The following is a 20,485-nucleotide window of genomic DNA, read 5'->3' on the forward strand; positions in this document are numbered from 1 at the left end:
AAATGAAACCCGTAAAAAATATTGCTTTGATCGTCGTCGATGTGCAAAATGGCTTTTGTCCGAATGGCAATCTTGCTGTGCCGAATGGCGATGAAGTCGTACCGATCATCAATCAATTGGCGAAACATTTTCAAAATATTGTGTTGACCCAAGACTGGCACCCTGCCGATCATATTTCTTTTGCAGAAAATCACGTGGGTAAACAGCCTTTTGACACCATCGAACTGGATTATGGCACACAAGTGCTATGGCCGACGCATTGTGTGCAAGGCTCGCAGGATGCCGAGCTACATCCCGACTTGGACATTCCAAGCGCACAACTGATTATCCGCAAAGGCTACCATCAACATATCGATAGCTATTCGGCTTTCTTGGAAGCAGATCAACAAACTTCGACTGGACTCGCAGGCTACCTACAATCTCGTGGCATTGATACGGTCTATGTGGTGGGTTTGGCGACAGATTTTTGTGTGGCATGGACGGCGATGGATGCAGCAAAACTTGGCTTTGCCAGTTATGTGATTGAAGATGCCTGCCGTGCCATTGATCTGAATGGCTCACTCGATAACGCTTGGCAAGCCATGAACGATGCGGGTGTACAGCGCATCTCGTCCCAAGACATTCTTACTGAGTAATTGCAAAATAATCGCTACTGATCAGCTTTCATCCTGAGTTTAATGGGTTTAAACTTGCCTAAACATTTTGTACATATTGATTCAACATGACACCTGCCTGCAAACTTCTCGATCAACAAAAAATTGCTTATCGCAAGCATGAATACGAGCATGATCCGAATAATCATAATTTTGGATTGGAAGCAGTAGAAAAACTCGGACTGACGCTCGAGGAAACCTTTAAGACTTTATTGGTCACAGACGGTAAAAATCATTATGTCGCCGTGCTTCCAGTCGCCTATCAACTCAATCTCAAAAAAGCGGCAAGCGCTTTGGGTTGTAAAAAACTGGCAATGGCAGAAATCAAAGATGCCGAACGCCTAACAGGTTATCTAGTCGGTGGGATTAGTCCGCTTGGTCAGAAAAAACGCCTAAAAACCGTGATTGATGATTCTGCACACCACTTTGAGAAAATGTATGTCAGTGGTGGCAAGCGTGGTTTAGATATTTCACTTGCACCGAATGATCTCAGCAAAGTATTGAGCGCTGACTTTGCCGAGATTCGGGATTTAGTCGGATGACTTCAACTCCCCGACTACATTAATTAATCTTAGTTCGGCATAAGATGAGTAAAAATTATCTGATTCATGGGAGCGTCAGTCGCATTGTTCGAGGGCAGAACAACTTTAGCAAGATGACGTTTTTCAAGGTATTGGATAAATTTTAGTGTATGACCGAGTTTGCGACTGACAAATGGCTTTGCCTACTTTCCCCGAAAGGAAAGTAGGTCGAACCGAAGGTTAATCCCGACATAAGCGTATAAACTGCAAGACCTTGCTTAAAAATGTTTTCTTTCAGCCACCTAAACAGCTTTATGACTTAATCGACGTATCAATCCGTGTGCCACGTAGCAAGGTTTTGGTCACAGGTGTCTTTTGACAAATATCAAGAATTTTAGTTTTGGTTGCCTCATCAAAATCCTTGTCAAAAGTCAGCTCCCGAGTAATCCATTCTTCACTTTCCTTATTCATATTGAAGTGTAGATCAATGGAAAAATGCCCATAATCTATTTCTTTATGTTTGGCATACATGCGCAGTGTGATCATCGTGCACGCCGCCAATCCCGCAAGCAGATAGTCATACGGTGCAGGACCTGTATCACCACCGCCAAAACTCTCAGGCTTATCGGTAATATAGTGATGTTTCCCACTGGTCAGTTCACCTGCCCACGGTGCGTCTAGACTAGAGATTTTTGTATTTGCGATGCTCGCCATGTTGTCTTCCTCGTTTTGTATTCTAGGTTTTGTATTCTAGGTTTTGTATTTTGCGTTTTGCATTTTACAGTTTTAGCTCACGCAGGTTTATTTTGAAGCCCGCATCTGATCTGGAATCTCAGGTGCAATCAGACGTTTGCCCTGATACGATGGAATTTCTCCAAAACGTGCATCATGATCAATCCACTGCTGACGTGCTTCTTTCATTTCTTCCGTGGTGCGTGCTACAAAGTTCCACCACAGCAGAATTTCACTTTCAAACGGCTCACCACCAATCAATAGCACTCGTGCATCTTTTTTCATTTTGAGGTGCATTTTTTCATTGCCGACTTCGAGCACCACCATATTGTCCTGTGTCAGCGCATGACCGTTGATTTCCGCGTCCGCTTCCATCGCCAACAGCCCATATTCAAACTCAGGATTTAAATCTAAAATCACCTCGACATCATCCACCGCTTCGACATCTACACCCAGCATCTTGCTATAGACTTGCAATGGCGACGTCGTGCCAAGAAAATCACCGACCAATACTGAAAATATTGCGCCATCTTGTTCAATGGTTGGAAGCTCAGGATAATGTTCAAACTTCGGCGCCATATGGCGATGTGCCTCAGGCAATGCAATCCAAAGCTGTGCCGCATGTAAGCCTGTTTCCGTCGATGGTGTGACTTCGGTGTGGGAAATACCATGTCCTGCGGTCATCAGATTGACTTGCTTTGGACGGATCAATTGCTCACTGCCCACGCTGTCATGGTGCATCACTGTGCCTTCGATCATCCATGTAAAGGTCTGCAATCCAATATGCGGATGCGGTCCGACATCCATGCCATCATTCGGTGCGAACTGCACAGGTCCTGCATGGTCAAGGAAACACCATGCGCCAATCATACGTTTGTCTTTGCTCGGCAATGCACGTTTGATCGTGGTACTTGTCCCGACGATGGCAGAACGTAGATGGACTTCTTTGATGCTATTTGGTTTGGCTAATGGACAATCTGAAGATTGCGACACGCTATCTGTCGTGGTATTGGTCATGTTATTTCCTTATTTCTAGCTTATGTATTGCTGGTTTTCAACTGGCTTTTTTATAGAATATCGAATTTGTGCGATAGTTCACAGTTCGATTTTGCAACGCTGTGTTTACTTTGCTTCCATTTACATAAAGTTTTACATCATTTCTGACAAACTGTATGTCATCACAATTTATTTATTAGTATTATTTATTTTTACAATAATCGGAAATTAAAACTTTCATGACAAAAATATCTCAAATCGCTAAAATTCAAAATTTTGCTGTTTTCAAGAATTTCGATTGGAATGCAAATTTGACCTATAAAAATAATAAAGGAGAAGATGAAATTTATGATTTCAAAGATATCAATATTTTTTATGGTCGAAACTACTCTGGGAAAACTAGCCTTTCTAAAATTATCCGAGCGTTAGAAACTAAAACACTTTCAATCAAATACGAAAATCCTAATTTTAGAATTGAGCTTTCAGATAGTTCTATCATTTCTCAGAATAATCTATCGGCATTTACCCACCCAATTCACGTATATAATTCAGATTTTGTCAAAGAAAACCTCAAGTTTATTCACGATGAAAATGCAAACATTGAGGCTTTCTCAGTAACCTTAGGCGGTAACAATCAACAGATTTTAGACCGTATACAAGAATTAGAAAATGAGTTAGGCTCAAATGAAGAGAATACTAAATCCGGTGTCTTTCTCAATATTCAGAATAAAGAAGTAAATGTCAGAAATGCTAAAGAAAATCATAGCAATAAATATCGTGATTTAGAAAAATTACTCACTGATAGAGCAACACGTAATTCAGATTCAATTAAGAATCAGCATTCCTTATTTGGTGATATTAATTACAATGTAACGAAACTAAAAAATGAGATCATTGAAGTTCAAAATTCTAGCTTTCAAATTTTGACTGAGGCTCAAATAAACGTACAAAAAGCTTTAATAAACCAAAATGAATTACCCGACCCTCCAGAACTATCAACATACACACTAGATTTTTCACAACTCATAGAATTAACAAATGAAATTTTGAAAACCACTGTTGGTGGCTCTCAAAAAATTGAGGAATTAGTCAATAATAGTATTTTGAATTCATGGGTACAAACAGGTCATCAATTGCATAAAGATCGAAGGTCTTGTGCATTCTGTACTAATGAAATTACTGAAAATCGACAAATAGAATTAAGAAACCATTTCGATAAAGAAACTCAAAATCTTCAAAATCGTATTACGAAAAGTATTGAACACTTAACAAGCTTAATTGATGGAGAAAACTTTAAAATCAATATTGATATCGATCAATATTACACACAATATCATGCTGAGCTTTTACAACTAAAAATAGATCTACAATCTACTTTAGACCAACAAAAAAATCTATTAAGGAAATTATAACTATATTGGAACAAAAAAATGGAAAGCTCTTTACTGAATTAGAAGCCACATATCCGCAAGATTGTTCAACTGCGATTAAAATTATTCTTGGGAAAATTTCTAAAATTCGGTCTGAATGTATTCAACAAAATGATCTTCTTGAGAATCAACAAAAAGAGGCTAAAAAAGCTTTACGTCTGAACCACATTTATCATTTCTTACAGGATATTAATTACACTCAACAAAATACAGATATAGATCTAGCTTTTGAAGCCATTGCCCCATTAGAAATTGAACTTTCAGCACTTCAGAATCGAAAAACTGAAATTAAGAGTGAAGAAGATAAATTAAAATCTGAGGGTGAAGCTTGTAAACGCATCAATAATATTCTTAATCATGATTTTGGTCATCAAGCACTTAGTTTAAAAGCCATCGAAACACCTAATACCCAAAATATTCACTTTGAGATTCAACGCAATGGAGCTAAAGCTCACAACTTAAGTGAAGGTGAACAAAGCCTAATTTCATTTTGCTATTTCCTAGCTAAAATTCAAGATGATTTGAATCAAAATAAAGAGCCTATTCTCTGGATTGATGACCCTATTTGCAGCTTAGACAATAATCATATTTATTTTATCTACTCATTACTTGAAAATATTTGCTTAGAAAATAAGTATTCTCAGATTTTCATCTCTACACATAATTTAGATTTCCTCAAATATTTAACACAGCTTACAGCAATGGGAAAAATAGATCATAGATTAAAAAGGGAACGAGCATTTTATCAAGTAGAAAAAAATTTCTTAGGCTCTAAAATTAAAAAGATGGCTTATCATTTAGAGCAAAACTCAAGTGAATTCACCTATTTATTTGAGATAATTTATCAATGCTCCTTAGCAAATGAGGTGAATGATGATAATCATCTTTATTTTTATAATTTTGCTAACAACGCTCGAAAATTTCTTGAAATTTATACATATTATCTATTTCCGAACCCAATACTAAAAGATAGACAAAGGCTACAAAAATTTTGGGGAGAAAGGCTACCAAGAATTTTTAGCGAAAGGATCAATCATGATGGCTCCCATGCCGTTACGATTCTAGAAGGAAAACTAACCTTACGAGACTTCAGTGAAATTAACGCAAATGCCAAACTTATATTAACTAAATTAAATGAATGTAACCCAGAACAATACAACTCATTACTCGAAAGTATTGGTGCCACATAAAAAAAGAGCACCGAAGTGCTCTTTGTAAAGTAATTTCCGAACTGCCGCGAGCGTAGCTCTTGGCGTTCCCTAGGCAAGACGCAATGCATCTTGAAAGACCTAGCTCACTCCCATTCAATCGTTGCAGGTGGCTTGCTCGATACATCATAGACGACACGAGATACATCTTTGATTTCATTCATAATGCGAGTTGAGATACGATCAACCAAATCATACGGCAGATGCGCAAAACGCGCTGTCATAAAGTCCACTGTTTCCACTGCACGAAGCGCAATCACCCACGCATAACGACGACCATCACCAACCACACCCACAGACTTCACAGGTTGGAATACCGCAAAGGCTTGCGCCGTCTTGTCATACCAACCACTGGCACGAAGCTCCTGCATAAAGATGTCGTCCGCAAGACGCAGAATGTCTGCATATTCTTTTTTCACTTCGCCCAAGATACGCACGCCAAGGCCCGGTCCTGGGAACGGATGGCGATAGATCATACTATGTGGCAAGCCAAGTGTCGTACCAAGTTTACGCACTTCATCTTTAAACAAATCACGTAATGGCTCAACCAAATCAAATGCCAAATCTTCAGGTAATCCGCCGACATTGTGATGCGATTTGATCACATGCGCCTTGCCTTGTTTGCTTGCCGCCGATTCGATCACATCAGGATAAATCGTGCCTTGCGCCAAGAATTTCACGCCATCGAGCTTACGTGCTTCTTCTGCAAAGACTTCGATGAATTCACGACCAATGATTTTACGTTTTTTCTCAGGATCAACTTCACCTGCAAGCGCAGTCAAGAAACGCTCCTCTGCATCAGCACGGATCACTCGAATACCCATGTTGTCCGCAAACATTTGCATGACTTGATCGCCTTCGTTTAAGCGAAGCAAACCATTATCGACGAATACACAGGTCAATTGATCGCCAATCGCTTTATGCAACAAGGCTGCAACCACAGATGAATCCACACCACCTGACAAGCCGAGCAAGACTTTTTCATCGCCGATTTGTTCACGGAGTTGTTCAACACGAAGCTCGATAATGTGTTCAGGTGTCCACAGACCACCACAACCGCAGATTTTATGCACAAAGTTTGAAAGTAACTCTGCGCCTTTTGCGGTATGCGTCACTTCAGGGTGGAACTGCACACCGTAGAAACGACGTGTTTCATCAGATGCCGCCGCATACGGACAGCTTGGTGTGCTTGCTGTGGTGCTAAACCCTTGTGGCAATTGACCCACTTTATCGCCGTGACTCATCCACACGTGCAATTGATCTTCACGATCTTGCAAGTTACCAATCAATTGGTCACGGATTTGAATATCGACTTCTGCATAGCCGAACTCATGCACTGTGCCTGCTTCGACTTTTCCGCCCAATTGTTCAGACATGGTTTGGAAGCCGTAGCAAATACCCAGCACAGGCACACCAAGCTCAAATACCACTTGTGGTGCACGAGGGCTACCCTCGACATGCACGCTTTCTGGACCACCTGAGAGGATGATACCGTTTGGATTAAAGGCACGAATCTCCGCTTCGGTCATGTCATAGGCGTACATCTCAGAGTACACGCCTGCTTCACGGACACGGCGAGCGATCAACTGGCTGTATTGCGAGCCAAAATCAAGGATAAGGATACGGTCTTCGGTAATTTGAGTATTGGTCGTCATCAGCTACAACTTATACAAGGCGAGAAATTAAGCGCTGTATTTTAGCATTTTCTACGGTGAACTGCACTGTTTATAAATTCATACAAATACGCCTTTCACAACCTTTATAAAAGCATAGCTATCACATTAAGTACTTCATAAACTTATATTTTGGCAATTTTGGTTGGCTACGCCAACCAAAATTGCGTACGGGGTTTGGGGACGAAGTCCCCAAAATCCCCTCCTCGCCTCACTGCCGAAGGCAGTGAGGCGAAATCAATTCGCTTTGTCAAAGGCAATAAAAAAGCCACCCTTACGGATGGCTTTTTCTAAATCATGACGGTATTAACCTGCACGATTTTTGATTTTGCGTAATGTTTCAAGCTGTGCCGCTGTTTCAGCAAGGGCAGCCAAAGCTGCTGCAGAATCCAAATCACTCTTTTGATTCGCAAGCAATTGTTCAGCATTTTTACGTGCTTCGATAATTGCTGCTTCATCCAAGTTGTCTGCACGCACTGCGGTGTCTGCAAGGACAGTCACCACATGCGGTTGAACTTCAAGCACACCGCCTGATACATAAACGATTTCTTCTGTACCATTTTCAAGCTGAACACGAATCGGTCCAGGTTGAAGTAAAGTCACCAGCGGAGCGTGACCCGGTAAAATACCGAGCTCACCGCCTGCGCCTTTTGCGATCAACATGCTGACTTGTCCAGAGTAAATTGACTCTTTGACACTCACCACGTCACATTGCATCGTTGCCATAAGATAGCCTCCTTAATTAGAGATGCTAATTACAGCTTCTCAGCTTTCGCAATCACTTCGTCAATGCCACCAACCATATAGAACGCTTGTTCTGGGATGTGGTCGTATTCACCAGCTAACAGACCTTTAAAGCCACGAATGGTTTCTTTAAGCGGTACAAGTTTACCTGGCGCACCAGTAAAGACTTCAGCAACGTGGAATGGTTGAGAGAAGAAACGTTGGATTTTACGTGCACGGTAAACAACCAATTTGTCTTCTTCAGCCAATTCGTCCATACCCAAGATCGCAATGATGTCTTTCAGCTCTTTATAACGTTGCAATACGTTCTGTACAGAACGTGCAATTTCATAATGCTCTTGACCTACAACCAAAGGATCAAGCTGACGAGAAGTCGAGTCAAGTGGATCGATCGCTGGATAAATACCAGAAGATGCGATATCACGGCTCAATACAACTGTTGCGTCCAAGTGGGCGAATGTTGTTGCAGGTGATGGATCGGTTAAGTCATCGGCAGGTACGTATACCGCTTGGATTGACGTGATCGAACCAGACTTCGTCGATGTAATACGCTCTTGAAGTACACCCATTTCTTCTGCAAGTGTTGGCTGATAACCTACCGCAGATGGCATACGACCAAGAAGTGCAGATACTTCTGTACCCGCTAGTGTATAACGGTAGATGTTGTCAACGAACAGTAGTACGTCACGACCTTTACCATTTTCATCTTTCTCATCACGGAAGTATTCCGCCATGGTCAAACCTGTCAACGCAACACGTAGACGGTTACCTGGTGGCTCGTTCATCTGACCGTAGACCATTGCTACTTTGTCAAGAACGTTAGAATCTTTCATTTCGTGATAGAAGTCATTCCCTTCACGAGTACGCTCACCAACACCAGCGAATACAGATAAACCTGAATGCGCTTTTGCGATGTTGTTGATCAATTCCATCATGTTTACGGTTTTACCAACACCCGCACCACCGAACAGACCAACTTTACCACCTTTTGCAAACGGGCAAAGCAAGTCGATGACTTTAATACCAGTTTCGAGTAGGTCAGTAGAAGCTGCTTGTTCAGCATAAGAAGGCGCTTCACGGTGAATCGGCAAACGATCTTCAGTCGCAACTGGACCAGCTTCGTCGATCGGGCGACCAAGCACATCCATAATACGACCAAGTGTCGCTGTACCCACTGGTACTGAAATCGGCGCACCAGTATCAGATACTGGCAGACCACGTTTCAAACCTTCAGTAGAACCCATTGCGATGGTACGAACAACACCATCACCGAGCTGTTGTTGCACTTCGAGCGTAGTCTCTGTGCCATCAACATGAAGTGCGTCATAGATCTTTGGAACGCTATTACGTTCAAACTCGACGTCGATAACCGCGCCGATGATCTGAATGATACGACCGCTACTCATATTGCTGTCTCCTCAATTCAAATAAATACTGTTAAACGGCAGCGGCACCGCCAACGATTTCAGAAATTTCCTGAGTAATCGCGGCTTGACGCAGCTTGTTATAGATGAGTTGTAGATCTTTGATCAATCCACCCGCATTGTCAGTTGCTGCTTTCATCGCAACCATACGTGCAGACTGTTCAGAGGCGATATTTTCAATCACACCCTGATAGACCATCGACTCGATATAGCGAACCAATAAACCATTGAGCAATTCTTCTGCTTCTGGCTCATAGAGATAATCCCAACCGTATTGACGGTTTAGATCTTCGCTTTCGTCAGCTTGTGCAAGTGGAACAAGTTGATCGACTGTCGGTTTTTGTGTCATCGCATTGATGAAGCGGTTTGATACCAAATAAATACGATCAATCTCGCCCTTATCATAAGCATCAAGCATCGCTTGAACCGAACCTGTCAACTGTTCCGTATCTGGCGCATCACCCAACTGGGTAGCTGCACACACCACTTTACCGCCGTAACTTTTAAAAAACGAAACCGCTTTTTGACCAATTAAAGCAAATTCGACTTCAATTGACTGCGCACGTTGTTGTTGTACATGCTGCACCACTTTTTTGAACAAGTTAATGTTCAAACCACCTGCAAGTCCACGATCCGATGAAACCACGATGTAACCAACGCGTTTCACAGGACGATCGACCATATAACGGTGTTTGTATTCTGGATTGGCTTGTACCAAGTGAGCAATTACACGGCGCATATTTTCGGCATACGGGCGACCTTGTGCCATGCGCTCTTGCGCACGACGCATCTTAGAAGCTGCCACCATCTGCATCGCGCGAGTAATTTTCTGCGTGCTTTTGATACTAGCTACTTTGGCGCGAATTTCTTTTAAATTTGCCATACGCTTAACCTAATTCTCGAAAACCTGAATCAACAGGCTTTCGATGGTTGATCCGTGAAACAAACTTAACTAACCCAAATCATTAAAAAATGAATTAGTAAGCCTGAGTCGCTTTGAAGCTCTCAATACCTGCTTTAAATTCAGCTTCGATGTCTTTGTCGTAGTTACCAGTTTCATCAATATTTTGCATGAATGCAGCTTTTTCAGAGCGGAAATATGCAATCAATGCTGCATCAAAATCAACGATTTTGTTTACAGGAACATCAGCCATATAGCCTTCGTTCGATGCATAAACAGAAACCGCTTGATCAGCAATTGAGTAAGGTGCATATTGCTTTTGCTTCATCAACTCAGTCACACGTTGACCGTGTTCAAGTTGCTTACGAGTCGCTTCGTCAAGGTCAGAAGCAAACTGCGCAAATGCAGCCAATTCACGATACTGTGCAAGTGCAGTACGGATACCACCAGACAATTTCTTGATGATCTTAGTCTGTGCAGAACCACCAACACGTGATACCGAAATACCTGCGTTGACCGCAGGACGGATACCCGAGTTAAACAATGAAGTTTCTAAGAAGATCTGACCATCAGTAATCGAAATTACGTTGGTTGGTACGAATGCAGAGACGTCACCCGCTTGGGTTTCAATGATTGGCAATGCCGTCAATGAACCCGTTTGACCTTTGACTTCACCATTTGTGAACTGCTCAACATAGTCTGCAGATACACGAGAAGCACGCTCAAGAAGACGTGAGTGAAGATAGAATACGTCACCTGGATACGCTTCACGACCTGGTGGACGACGAAGAAGCAATGAGATTTGACGATAAGCAACTGCTTGCTTAGACAAATCATCATAGATGATCAACGCATCTTCACCACGATCACGGAAGTATTCACCCATTGTACAGCCAGAATAAGCTGACAAATACTGCATCGCTGCAGGATCAGCTGCTGCCGCTGCAACCACAGTGGTGTACGCCATTGCGCCAGTTTCTTCTAACTTACGCACGACGTTGGCAATCGTAGATTGTTTTTGACCAATCGCTACATACACACATTTAATGCCAGAAGACTTCTGCGCAATAATAGTGTCAACAGCCATTGCTGTTTTACCTGTTTGACGGTCACCAATGATCAATTCACGCTGTCCACGACCGATTGGGATCATGGTATCTACTGATTTATAACCAGTTTGTACAGGTTCATCAACACTTTGACGCCAAATTACGCCAGGCGCAACTTTTTCGACTTTGTCAGTCATTTTTGCATCAATAGGGCCTTTACCATCGATCGGGTTACCTAAGGCATCCACGACACGACCTAAAAGTTCAGGACCTACTGGTACTTCGAGTACACGACCAGTACAACGTGCTTTTTGACCTTCTTGTAAGCCTAAGTAGTTACCAAGAACTACGGCACCCACTGAATCTTCTTCAAGGTTCAGTGCCATACCAAATAAGCCGCCTTCAAATTCGATCATCTCACCGTACATGGCATCTGCCAAGCCGTGAATACGCACGATACCGTCCGATACCATGACGATGGTACCTTCGTTTTTCGCGGTCGCACTGGTGTCCAGATCGCTGATACGCTGTTTAATGAGCGCACTGATCTCGGATGGATTCAGTTGTTGCATTGCGCTATTACCTCAATTCTTTGTATGTTCATTCTTGTGATTTAAGCAAGAAGACGAGTTCGCATTTTTTCAAGCTTGTCCAGCGCAGAATCATCGATGACTTGATCGCCTGCACGAATCACCACCCCAGCGATAAGGCTTGGGTTAACTTCTACTGTGGTATTTACAGATTTGTTGAAGCGTTTTTCCAAACGATTGGTCAACAACTGCTCTTGCACTGCAGAAAGTGGGAATGCAGATTCGATAACAACGTCAACTGCGTTATTACCTTGTGCTTTCAATAATTCATACTCTGCTGAAATCTCAGGGAGCAATGCCAAACGATCATTTTCTGCAAGCACTGTGAGGAAGTTTTTCACATTCTGTGAATGATCTTCCCCGATTACTTTCCAGAATGTATCAACTTTTTCAGACTTTGATAAATCTGGTTGATTGATATGTCTTGCGAATGCATCATCCTGAACCATAAGGCTAAGTTTTTGCAGTAAAGAAGACCATGCAGGAACAGTGCCTTTCTCTATTGCAAAACCAAATGCCGCTTTGGCGTATGGGCGTGCCAACGTCAAGAGTTCAGCCATTTTTCGCCTCGCTTAAAGTTTCGCAGCCAGCTCTTTGAGCATGGCATCGTGAGCTTGTGCATCAACTTGTTGTGCAAGGATCTTCTCTGCACCATCGACTGCCAAAGCAGCCACTTGTTGACGAAGTGCTTCGCGTGCGCTGTTGATCTCTGTATCCACAGACTCTTGAGCCTGCTGACGAATACGCTCACCTTCTGCAGACGCTTGAGTACGAGCTTCCTCGACCAATTGTGCTGCACGACGGTTGGCTTGTTCGATCAATTGCGCCGCTTGTGCTTTTGCTGCATCTAATTCAGCTTTTACCTGAGCTTGCGCATCGGCAAGATCAGCTTTGGCTTTTTCAGCTGCATTTAAGCCATCAGCGATTTTACGCTGACGCTCACTAATCGCATTGATTAGTGGTGGCCAAACAAACTTCATGCAGAATGCGACAAACATCGCAAACGCAATCGCTTGACCAATCAATGTGAGGTTGATATTCATTTCGCTATTCCTCAATAGTTTAATTTGAGAATTAAGCCGATTAACCTACAAATGGATTAGCGAAGATGAAGAACAAGCCAATACCAACACCGATCATAGGCACAGCATCAAGAAGACCCGCAATCAAGAACATACGAGTTTGAAGTTGTGGAGCCAATTCTGGTTGACGAGCAACAGCTTCCAAGAAGCGACCACCCAAAAGACCGAAACCAATCGCAGTACCCAAAGCACCGAAAGCGATTAAGATAGCAGCTGCAATCGCAACAAGACCAAGACCTAGTTCCATGATAATTCCTCAAAGGTTAGGTTATACCAATTAAATAAAAAATTTGCCCAACTACACCACGTAGCTAGGCATTGCCATTAATGTTTTTCGCTCGCCATGCTCAAGTACACGATGGTTAACATCATGAAAATGAAGGCTTGCAGTGTAATTACAAGAATATGGAAAATCGCCCATGGTACAGACAACGCCCACTGGATCCAGAATGGAAGCAAAGCGATCAAGATAAAGATCAACTCACCCGCATACATGTTACCAAATAGTCGAAGTGCCAATGAAATTGGACGAGCTAAGAAGGTGACTAATTCCAAAATCAAATTGACAGGAATCAATAACGCCTTCGCGATAGGATTACTTGGGTTAAATGGATTGAGTGCCAATTCACCAACAAAACCTGCCACCCCTTTTTCACGGAAACTATAAAATAGAATCAACACGAATACTGATAACGACATCCCCAAAGTGATGTTCGGGTCGGTAGAAGGGACAATTTTGAAATAAACGTGATGTGGATCCATACCAAATACGCTTGCACCGATCTGTTGTGCTAGGTAAGGAACCCAGTCAACAGGAATCAAATCCATCAAGTTCATGAGGAAAATCCACACGAAGATGGTCAATGCCAGTGGTGCAATTAAACGTGATTTGCCATGAAAAGTATCACGGACACTTGAGTCTACAAACTCGATAATCATCTCAATTGCTGATTGGAACTTAGTTGGCACATCGCTATTTGCTGCACGTGCAACCAACCAAAAAATCAAACAAAAAATGATCCCGAGACCGATAGACCAACCCATTGAATCCAAGTGTATTGCAGTAAACCCCATTTGCTGAGCTTCAGCACCCGATTCAGCCAATTTCCATGTGCCGTCTGGCATTTTGCCATAGGTCATGTTGGTCAAATGGTGCTTGATATACTCAGTCGACGTAAGGGCATGTTCTTCAGCAGCCATAAATCACACCTGGTTAATGTAAATTACTCTTTAAAGAAAACTGATGCACGCTGCACGACATCAACTCTCTAACAAAATCTGTTTGTTCGCTGTCAAAGCAGTTAGGCTTGATGCCGAGCGAGCCAAAACGGCGCCACCCACGACATAGCTTGCACCAGCAAGAACCCACCTAAAACCGCCACCATAGAGATCGGTGAAACACAGCTTAAAATCAAAATCAATCCAACAACCACGATCACAAACTTGCCAATCAAACCCAGATACATATTACCCAATATCTGTCTTGAGGCACGAGCGCCAGAGGAGCGAAAGGATTGCCATGCCATATAACTACTAGCAAGCCAATATACTGATGCACCCAACGCTGCACTTTTGGCAGCCACTGCATCCTGTATCAGCCATGCCAATACTGCAGCCACAGGAATCATCAATGCTTGAAATAGCACCACAGCTTTCGCCAATCGACGATCAATAAGTCGAGCAGACTGACGCATAACCTTCTATCTCAACAACAAATCGTTAAAACACGTCACATGTTTTAACAATACCCTTTCGCAATCACGTCCTTTTGTACATCAATCTCTCGATCAGCATACGTGAATGATTGTTATTAAACGGAGGCATTATAGAGTTACACCCCATAACATGCAATCTTTATCCGAGAAAGGGTTTGCGATTTTTTACCGTTTTTTGACAACATTAGACTATTTTACGAAAGAATTATGACAAAATCGGTTCTAAAAACAGCTTTTTACTGGCGTGGCAAGCATTGCTGAATTGCATTCGCCAATTTGATCCACCCTGTGACAAAATCGTTTTGATCCGACATACTTTCGTTAGCTTCCACCACATTTACTGGCGCCAAGCGTTGTACCACATTGTCTGCACTGCCATGTCCTAAAATCAAACACATGCTGTCTTGTGGACGATGGTCATTTAGATATTTCAGTTGTGCAATGGTCGGTGCTTGATCATGATCAGGACTCAACGCCCCCGCATACTTGAGTTGCATTGAACGCTCAAGATATTGAAATGCATCATGAAATGCCCAATAATGGCGTAAATTTCGTCCAGCTTGCGAGAGCTTGGTTGCATCCATCATTCGTTTGGAAAATTGTCGTGCATTTGCCCAATATTTGTCTTTATTTTCAGGATGTTGCTGTGAGCGAAGTGAAGCAATAAAAAACGCAATACGAATCGCATTATTCGGCTCCAGCCACACATGGGTATCCAAACTGCCTGAAATCGCCTGCCCTTTGACATCTCGCAAAGGCAAGGTTTGCATTAAGTGACTGTCCAGTATCGAAATCGCATTTTTTTGCTGACCCAAGAGTTTTTGCAGTGGTGCTTCATGCTTTACCCCAAACCAAAGCACCAGCTCAGCATTACTCGCAAGCTGTCTGGTTTTCGGGGTAATTTGCACATCATGCCCCGTTTGTTGTGGTGGCAACAACAACGTCGGCTCCTCCACCCCTTGCGTGACATCTTTAGCAATCAAATATAAAGGATAAGTCGAAAGCACCAAATCTTTAGACCAAGCGAAACTTGGCGCTAAAAATGTGATTAAAGTTGCAAAAAACAACGATTGAAGGATACGCACAGCAATTTCCCAAATAAAAACTGGCGTTATAATATAACAATATGCTATTTTTTCCACTATCGCTGTCGGTTTTTTTCAAAGCGATTTAAAATACTGCTTTTTCAAGCGCAACTGGGGATTCTCGGCATGAACACATGCTCACATACGCATCATGATGACGATCGCCTACATGGCGTGCATGAACACGGTAGTGTCAACGAGCGGGTTAAACAAGCTGAGCAAATTTGCAATGAGGCTGGCGCACGCCTGACCCCGTTACGCAAAGAGGTGCTGAGCTTGATACTCTCTGCGAAAGCGCCGATCGGTGCTTATGATTTGCTCGCCAAACTCAAAAATAGCAATGAACGTCCTGCTGCCCCGCCTACGGTGTATCGCAGTTTAGAATTTTTATTAGAGCACGGTTTTGTCCATCGCTTGACCTCGATCAATGCCTTTATTCCATGTTGTCATCCTCGTGAAGGGCATCAAGCGGCATTTCTCATTTGTCAAAATTGTCATAGTGTCAAAGAAACCTCTGCCAACGATCTGTTTGATCAACTGAAAAGTATCGCCGATCAAGGGCATTTCCAAGCACAAAACAGCGTGATTGAAATCTCTGGAATGTGTCAGCAATGTCAATGAGTGACTGTGCACCACTGGTGCAGTTGAATCAAATCAATGTTAGCTTTTCAGGTCGGCAAGTGCTGAAAAATGTCGATCTGCACATTTATCCACAAGAAATCGTCACTTTGGTTGGCCCCAATGGCGCAGGTAAATCCACCCTCATCAAAGTCTTACTCGGCATCAGTAAAGCTGATCAAGGACAAGTGGCGTATCAGCGCAACATGAAAATGGCGTATGTGCCACAGAAATTTCATCCTTCAGAAAGCCTACCAATGCGGGTTAAAGATTTATTGGCTTTGGAAAAGTGTGATGGTGCTTATCAAGCACAAATTATCCAAGACACGGGCATCGCCAAACTGCAATCGACCGCACTGCATCAACTCTCTGGTGGTGAACGACAACGGGTGTTATTGGCTCGTGCTTTACTGCGCAAACCACAGCTTTTGGTTTTAGATGAACCAATGCAAGGTTTAGACATTCAGTCCGAAGAAGAGCTGTATGCCTATGTGCGCACCTTACCAACGACACTCGGCTGTGCCGTATTGATGGTGTCACATGATTTACAATGGGTGATGCAAGGTACACAACGTGTGATCTGCCTGAATCATCATATTTGCTGTACTGGCACACCTGAAAATATCCAAAAACATCCTGAATATGTTGCGATCTTCGGTCAACAGCGTGTGCCCTATCAGCATCATCATGACCACTGTGCGCATGGTGATCACGCCGAGCCGTGTTTGCACATCCCGCATCCTCACATCCATCCCGAAGCGGAGCCGTAATCCATGTATGAGTGGCTGATTTTACTTGCGCCTGCATGGTTGATGGGCTGTGTATTGCCCTTGTCAACTGCGCCATTGGGTTGTCTAATGCTATGGCGTCGCATGTCGTTTTTTGCCGACACGATGGCGCATGGCACTTTGCTCGGTGTTGCCATCGCAGGCTTATTAAGTTTACCGATTTGGCTTGGCGTGTCACTGTTAGCGGTAATTTTGGTGGGCATCTTATGGTTTTTGCATGATCGTCGTTTGCCCAATGACGCCTTGCTAGCGCTATGTTCTGCGACTTTGCTGTGTAGTGGCTTATTGCTGATTCAACAATTACCAACTTTGCGCCCAGAATTGATGAGCTATCTTTTCGGCGATTTACTGACAGTGACATGGCAAAGCCTACCTGCTTTAATCGTTACGATTTTATGTGCAGGTGCAATACTCGCCTATCACTGGCGTTCGCAGTTGCGCCTTGCTCTCGCCTCAGACATTGCCCAAAGTGAAGGCATTCATGCAGGTTGGCAACGGCTGATTTTCATGGGCGTGCTTGCGCTGTTTACTGTGATTGCGCTTAAAGTGGTTGGCTCCTTGCTCATGGGTGCATTACTGGTAATTCCTGCGCTGACCGCACGACTTCTTGCGCATTCGCCACGACAAATGGTGATTTGGGCATTTATCCTTGCAGAGTTGGCAATTACCGTTGGCTTATGGAGTAGTGCATGGCTCGATATTGCCACAGGGCTGAGTATTGTACTCACCATGTCGGTGCTTTTTGCAATCGTGTTTATCAGTCAAAAAGTGTGGTTTAAATCGAAATCATTGGCTTAACGCTTAGCATCTATTTAAAAGCAAAATTTCAAAGCAAAAGACCAACTCATGCGAACTGGTCTTTTTTATATTAATCAATTGTTTGATCTGCAATTATTGCTTAGGCGCACACTGCGCATCATCACATTGTTCTGCTTGATTCGTTTCAGTATTCGTATCAACTGGTTCTAAAGCCTTTTCCAACACTTGTACAAAGACTTCTGTCGGCTGTGCACCCGATAAAGCAATACGCTGATCAAATACAAAAAATGGCACACCTGTGACATTGAGCTGATCACGTGCAGTCGCTTCATCGAATTTGACAAAATCGGCATATTCATCCGAATCGAGCACATCATCGACTTCCACAGGATTTAAGCCAATCCGTGATGCCACATCTTCCAAGGTTTCACGCTCACCAATCGCCAAGCCATCGGTCATATAGCTATAGAAAAAAGCCTCTTTCGCTTCCGAACCCAGACCTTTGCTTTGTGCCAAATGGATAATGCGGTGCGCATCTAAGGTATTACCCGAGTTGGCATTTTGCCAATTGAACTCAATGCCTTCCGCTTTTGCCATTTCGGCGATGTTGCGTTGCATCTCTTCCACTTCTGCAAGACTGCGTCCATATTTCTGTGCGAGTCGTTCGCTATTGGAAATCTCCTGACGTTTCGGCGCATCTGCATCAAGCTGAAAACTATGCCAATGCACTTCAAGCTCGACACCTGCTTGCTCGGTGGCTTTTTCTAGGCGTTTCTTGCCGATATAACAAAATGGACATACTACATCCGACCAAATATCTACACGCATAACTTTTCTCAAATTTCATTATTAAGCTGTAAATAGGGTTGAAATTTAGTTTTTAAAGGGTTGTCTGACCTATAGTTGGAATGTAATATGTTTCAAAACAACTAAATCCTTGAACATGAAAGCCAAAATATTAGAACGCATTTTAATCCAAGCACAAAAGCAATTCCGCTTCAAAGAAATAAAGCACGTTAAAGTTTTTGATAAACAAAACTATGAGTATCTCAAAGGAAGACACAGTGCAAAACACGTCATCGTGGATGGTACAAAGATTACCATTGTCGAATATTCTCCCGATCCAAGAGAATATTTATTTTATGAAAACAGTTTTGAATATCTTGATGAATTTTTATTAGCTTACTTTTCCAATAATTTTTTAACATTTCAATACTACTCGGGCTTCAAAAAGTCGGTGTAACCACTACTATTGAAAATCATATGGAAAGACGTAGATATCAAGAATCAATGAGAACAAAATTAGAAGCTGATTTTTTAAGCTATCTGAGTACTTTCCGATTTTTTATTTTAAATCTTTTCGGACAGTTTAAAATCCAACGTACAGAATTTCTGTATACATTTACACACGTCACAACTCTTATCGGATGAATCGCATTAATTCTATTTTGGGTATTATTTATATTTAAACAAAGTGTACCGAGTTTACTATTTATTGGTGGGAGTATTTTCTTAATCAATGGATATATTCGCTTAGAGGCATTGCTCCGAATGCACAAAGCAGGACAATCTATCACTTTCGACACAGACCGCTGGATTGGAATATTCGGACTAAGCATACTGATCGTGTATTTTTTACGTTTTTATCAGCTCATTTAGCCAAATTGAAAGGCTGAGTAATCTATTTAACTACTCTTGACACCTAAGTTTTCAAGTACAGTCTACATTCCATTTACCGCTTATCTGAGCTGTACAGTATTTTGCAGCGCTTTGTTGTAGGCTAAATTAATGCCTATGTTTGATTGGCTCGATATTTTTCTCTCGCTGTCATGTCTTTGTCCTGTCGATGAGTCCTGACTGTTTGTCCTACCTGTGGATGAAGTATCGAGCTTTGGAGCACAACAATGACCAATTTAAAATACGCCCCAGTTTTGATCTTACCCCTTACCTTCGGCGCACCGATGTGGGCTATGGCGAATGAAGAAGTGGTTGCATTACCGACCATTACCGTCATGGCAGAAGATGAGCTACGAGATGAATTTGTCGGCATCTTGCCCTATCAAGAGGAGGCAGAAACCAAAGCCGCCCTGCAATATCACATCTACAAACTGGAAAATGACATTCAAAATACCAGCGCCAATGGCAGTACCAGCCTCGCCTATAGCTATCAGCCGATGACCGCTATGCCAAATATGAATCAATACTCACCAGCTTTAAGCATGTACATCATGTCGGTAGCTTCAGGTCTACAATCTGCCGATCCGACCAATGGTTTATTTAATATGTTGGCGCCATTGAATATCAACCGAGGCAATATTGATGCGATTCGAGAAGGCACATTGCAAATCAATATGAATGATGCACTTCGACTACAGCAACAGCTCCAAAAAGGACTTAACGGCTATTAATTCGACAATTTCAAATGTGCTCGAAAATCATAATGATGAGAATATCAGCGCATCAAATGTATCAGCTTGTGATCTGAGCACGGGAAAATTCTAGTCAAGTACTATCTAA

General features: G+C 42.6%; 22 protein-coding genes. 8 read left to right on the plus strand and 14 right to left on the minus strand.

Translation table 11 applies throughout. From position 1 onward, the window contains the following. Positions 1 to 2 precede the first annotated feature (2 nt). A complete protein-coding gene (gene pncA, locus BLQ60_RS10070; RefSeq protein ID WP_092619774.1) occupies positions 3 to 635 on the plus strand; it encodes a bifunctional nicotinamidase/pyrazinamidase in 633 nt (210 codons plus the stop codon). A gap of 86 nt (positions 636 to 721) precedes the next feature. Then, positions 722 to 1,195 carry a Cys-tRNA(Pro) deacylase gene (ybaK, locus tag BLQ60_RS10075; RefSeq protein ID WP_092619776.1) on the plus strand — a complete coding sequence of 158 codons (474 nt, stop codon included), beginning with the start codon at positions 722 to 724 and terminating at the stop codon, positions 1,193 to 1,195. A gap of 291 nt (positions 1,196 to 1,486) precedes the next feature. Here ybaK and BLQ60_RS10080 read toward each other — a convergent pair whose 3' ends face one another. Both BLQ60_RS10080 and BLQ60_RS10085 read right to left on the minus strand, forming a co-directional pair. Beyond that, the gene (locus BLQ60_RS10080) at positions 1,487 to 1,888 is read right to left on the minus strand and encodes an OsmC family protein (protein ID WP_092619779.1); all 402 of its coding nucleotides are present in this window, start codon (positions 1,886 to 1,888) and stop codon (positions 1,487 to 1,489) included. A gap of 87 nt (positions 1,889 to 1,975) precedes the next feature. Next, positions 1,976 to 2,923: a pirin family protein gene (locus BLQ60_RS10085; RefSeq protein WP_092619782.1), complete on the minus strand. Its 948-nt coding sequence runs from the start codon at positions 2,921 to 2,923 to the stop codon at positions 1,976 to 1,978. 218 nt (positions 2,924 to 3,141) lie between these two features. Between BLQ60_RS10085 and BLQ60_RS14200 the strand changes: the two genes are divergently transcribed. After that, positions 3,142 to 4,314, plus strand: coding sequence for an AAA family ATPase (locus BLQ60_RS14200; RefSeq protein WP_280137879.1), 1,173 nt, complete (start codon positions 3,142 to 3,144; stop codon positions 4,312 to 4,314). Positions 4,315 to 4,319: 5 nt separating this feature from the next. After that, the gene (locus BLQ60_RS14205; RefSeq protein ID WP_280137880.1) at positions 4,320 to 5,522 is read left to right on the plus strand and encodes an AAA family ATPase; all 1,203 of its coding nucleotides are present in this window, start codon (positions 4,320 to 4,322) and stop codon (positions 5,520 to 5,522) included. A gap of 104 nt (positions 5,523 to 5,626) precedes the next feature. Here the strand turns inward: BLQ60_RS14205 and guaA are convergent, their stop codons facing one another. From guaA to BLQ60_RS10145, 11 genes are all read right to left on the minus strand, one after another. Next, on the minus strand, positions 5,627 to 7,195 hold the full coding sequence (gene guaA / locus BLQ60_RS10095; protein ID WP_092619785.1) for a glutamine-hydrolyzing GMP synthase: 1,569 nt from the start codon (positions 7,193 to 7,195) through the stop codon (positions 5,627 to 5,629). Between the two features lie 324 nt (positions 7,196 to 7,519). After that, on the minus strand, positions 7,520 to 7,939 hold the full coding sequence (locus BLQ60_RS10100) for a F0F1 ATP synthase subunit epsilon (RefSeq protein WP_092619788.1): 420 nt from the start codon (positions 7,937 to 7,939) through the stop codon (positions 7,520 to 7,522). A gap of 29 nt (positions 7,940 to 7,968) precedes the next feature. Continuing rightward, entirely contained in the window at positions 7,969 to 9,363 is a 1,395-nt protein-coding gene (gene atpD, locus BLQ60_RS10105) for a F0F1 ATP synthase subunit beta (protein WP_092619791.1), read from the minus strand. Between the two features lie 31 nt (positions 9,364 to 9,394). Beyond that, entirely contained in the window at positions 9,395 to 10,264 is an 870-nt protein-coding gene (gene atpG / locus BLQ60_RS10110; protein ID WP_092619794.1) for a F0F1 ATP synthase subunit gamma, read from the minus strand. 94 nt (positions 10,265 to 10,358) lie between these two features. After that, positions 10,359 to 11,903 carry a F0F1 ATP synthase subunit alpha gene (gene atpA / locus BLQ60_RS10115; protein WP_092619797.1) on the minus strand — a complete coding sequence of 515 codons (1,545 nt, stop codon included), beginning with the start codon at positions 11,901 to 11,903 and terminating at the stop codon, positions 10,359 to 10,361. A 41-nt stretch (positions 11,904 to 11,944) separates the two neighbouring features. Next, positions 11,945 to 12,481: a F0F1 ATP synthase subunit delta gene (locus BLQ60_RS10120; RefSeq protein ID WP_092619800.1), complete on the minus strand. Its 537-nt coding sequence runs from the start codon at positions 12,479 to 12,481 to the stop codon at positions 11,945 to 11,947. A 12-nt stretch (positions 12,482 to 12,493) separates the two neighbouring features. Then, complete coding sequence (locus BLQ60_RS10125; RefSeq protein WP_092619802.1) at positions 12,494 to 12,964, minus strand: F0F1 ATP synthase subunit B; 471 nt, start codon at positions 12,962 to 12,964, stop codon at positions 12,494 to 12,496. Between the two features lie 40 nt (positions 12,965 to 13,004). Further along, positions 13,005 to 13,250 (minus strand): F0F1 ATP synthase subunit C, encoded by a 246-nt coding sequence (atpE, locus tag BLQ60_RS10130; protein ID WP_016654735.1) that lies wholly within the window; start codon positions 13,248 to 13,250, stop codon positions 13,005 to 13,007. Positions 13,251 to 13,327: 77 nt separating this feature from the next. Continuing rightward, entirely contained in the window at positions 13,328 to 14,203 is an 876-nt protein-coding gene (atpB, locus tag BLQ60_RS10135) for a F0F1 ATP synthase subunit A (RefSeq protein WP_092619805.1), read from the minus strand. A gap of 101 nt (positions 14,204 to 14,304) precedes the next feature. Continuing rightward, positions 14,305 to 14,697, minus strand: coding sequence for an ATP synthase subunit I (locus BLQ60_RS10140; RefSeq protein WP_092619808.1), 393 nt, complete (start codon positions 14,695 to 14,697; stop codon positions 14,305 to 14,307). A gap of 257 nt (positions 14,698 to 14,954) precedes the next feature. Further along, positions 14,955 to 15,797: a metal ABC transporter substrate-binding protein gene (locus BLQ60_RS10145; RefSeq protein WP_213030474.1), complete on the minus strand. Its 843-nt coding sequence runs from the start codon at positions 15,795 to 15,797 to the stop codon at positions 14,955 to 14,957. Positions 15,798 to 15,929: 132 nt separating this feature from the next. Here BLQ60_RS10145 and BLQ60_RS10150 point away from each other — a divergent pair, with 132 nt between their 5' ends. From BLQ60_RS10150 to BLQ60_RS10160, 3 genes are read left to right on the plus strand one after another with little or no spacing between them, the layout of a single operon-like run. After that, complete coding sequence (locus BLQ60_RS10150) at positions 15,930 to 16,424, plus strand: transcriptional repressor (protein ID WP_092619811.1); 495 nt, start codon at positions 15,930 to 15,932, stop codon at positions 16,422 to 16,424. Continuing rightward, on the plus strand, positions 16,421 to 17,191 hold the full coding sequence (locus BLQ60_RS10155) for an ATP-binding cassette domain-containing protein (RefSeq protein ID WP_378235171.1): 771 nt from the start codon (positions 16,421 to 16,423) through the stop codon (positions 17,189 to 17,191). Before BLQ60_RS10150 ends, BLQ60_RS10155 begins: the two co-directional genes overlap by 4 nt. Positions 17,192 to 17,194: 3 nt before the next feature. Then, the gene (locus BLQ60_RS10160; protein WP_092619817.1) at positions 17,195 to 18,007 is read left to right on the plus strand and encodes a metal ABC transporter permease; all 813 of its coding nucleotides are present in this window, start codon (positions 17,195 to 17,197) and stop codon (positions 18,005 to 18,007) included. Between the two features lie 93 nt (positions 18,008 to 18,100). On the opposite strand, the gene BLQ60_RS10165 is transcribed toward BLQ60_RS10160, so the two are convergent. Further along, a complete protein-coding gene (locus tag BLQ60_RS10165; protein ID WP_092619820.1) occupies positions 18,101 to 18,796 on the minus strand; it encodes a DsbA family oxidoreductase in 696 nt (231 codons plus the stop codon). Between the two features lie 1,076 nt (positions 18,797 to 19,872). Between BLQ60_RS10165 and BLQ60_RS10175 the strand changes: the two genes are divergently transcribed. Next, positions 19,873 to 20,376 carry a hypothetical protein gene (locus tag BLQ60_RS10175; protein ID WP_092619826.1) on the plus strand — a complete coding sequence of 168 codons (504 nt, stop codon included), beginning with the start codon at positions 19,873 to 19,875 and terminating at the stop codon, positions 20,374 to 20,376. Positions 20,377 to 20,485: the final 109 nt, after the last annotated feature.

Origin of the sequence: Acinetobacter marinus (assembly GCF_900096915.1) — a bacterium.
GTDB classification, from domain to species: Bacteria; Pseudomonadota; Gammaproteobacteria; order Pseudomonadales; family Moraxellaceae; genus Acinetobacter; species Acinetobacter marinus.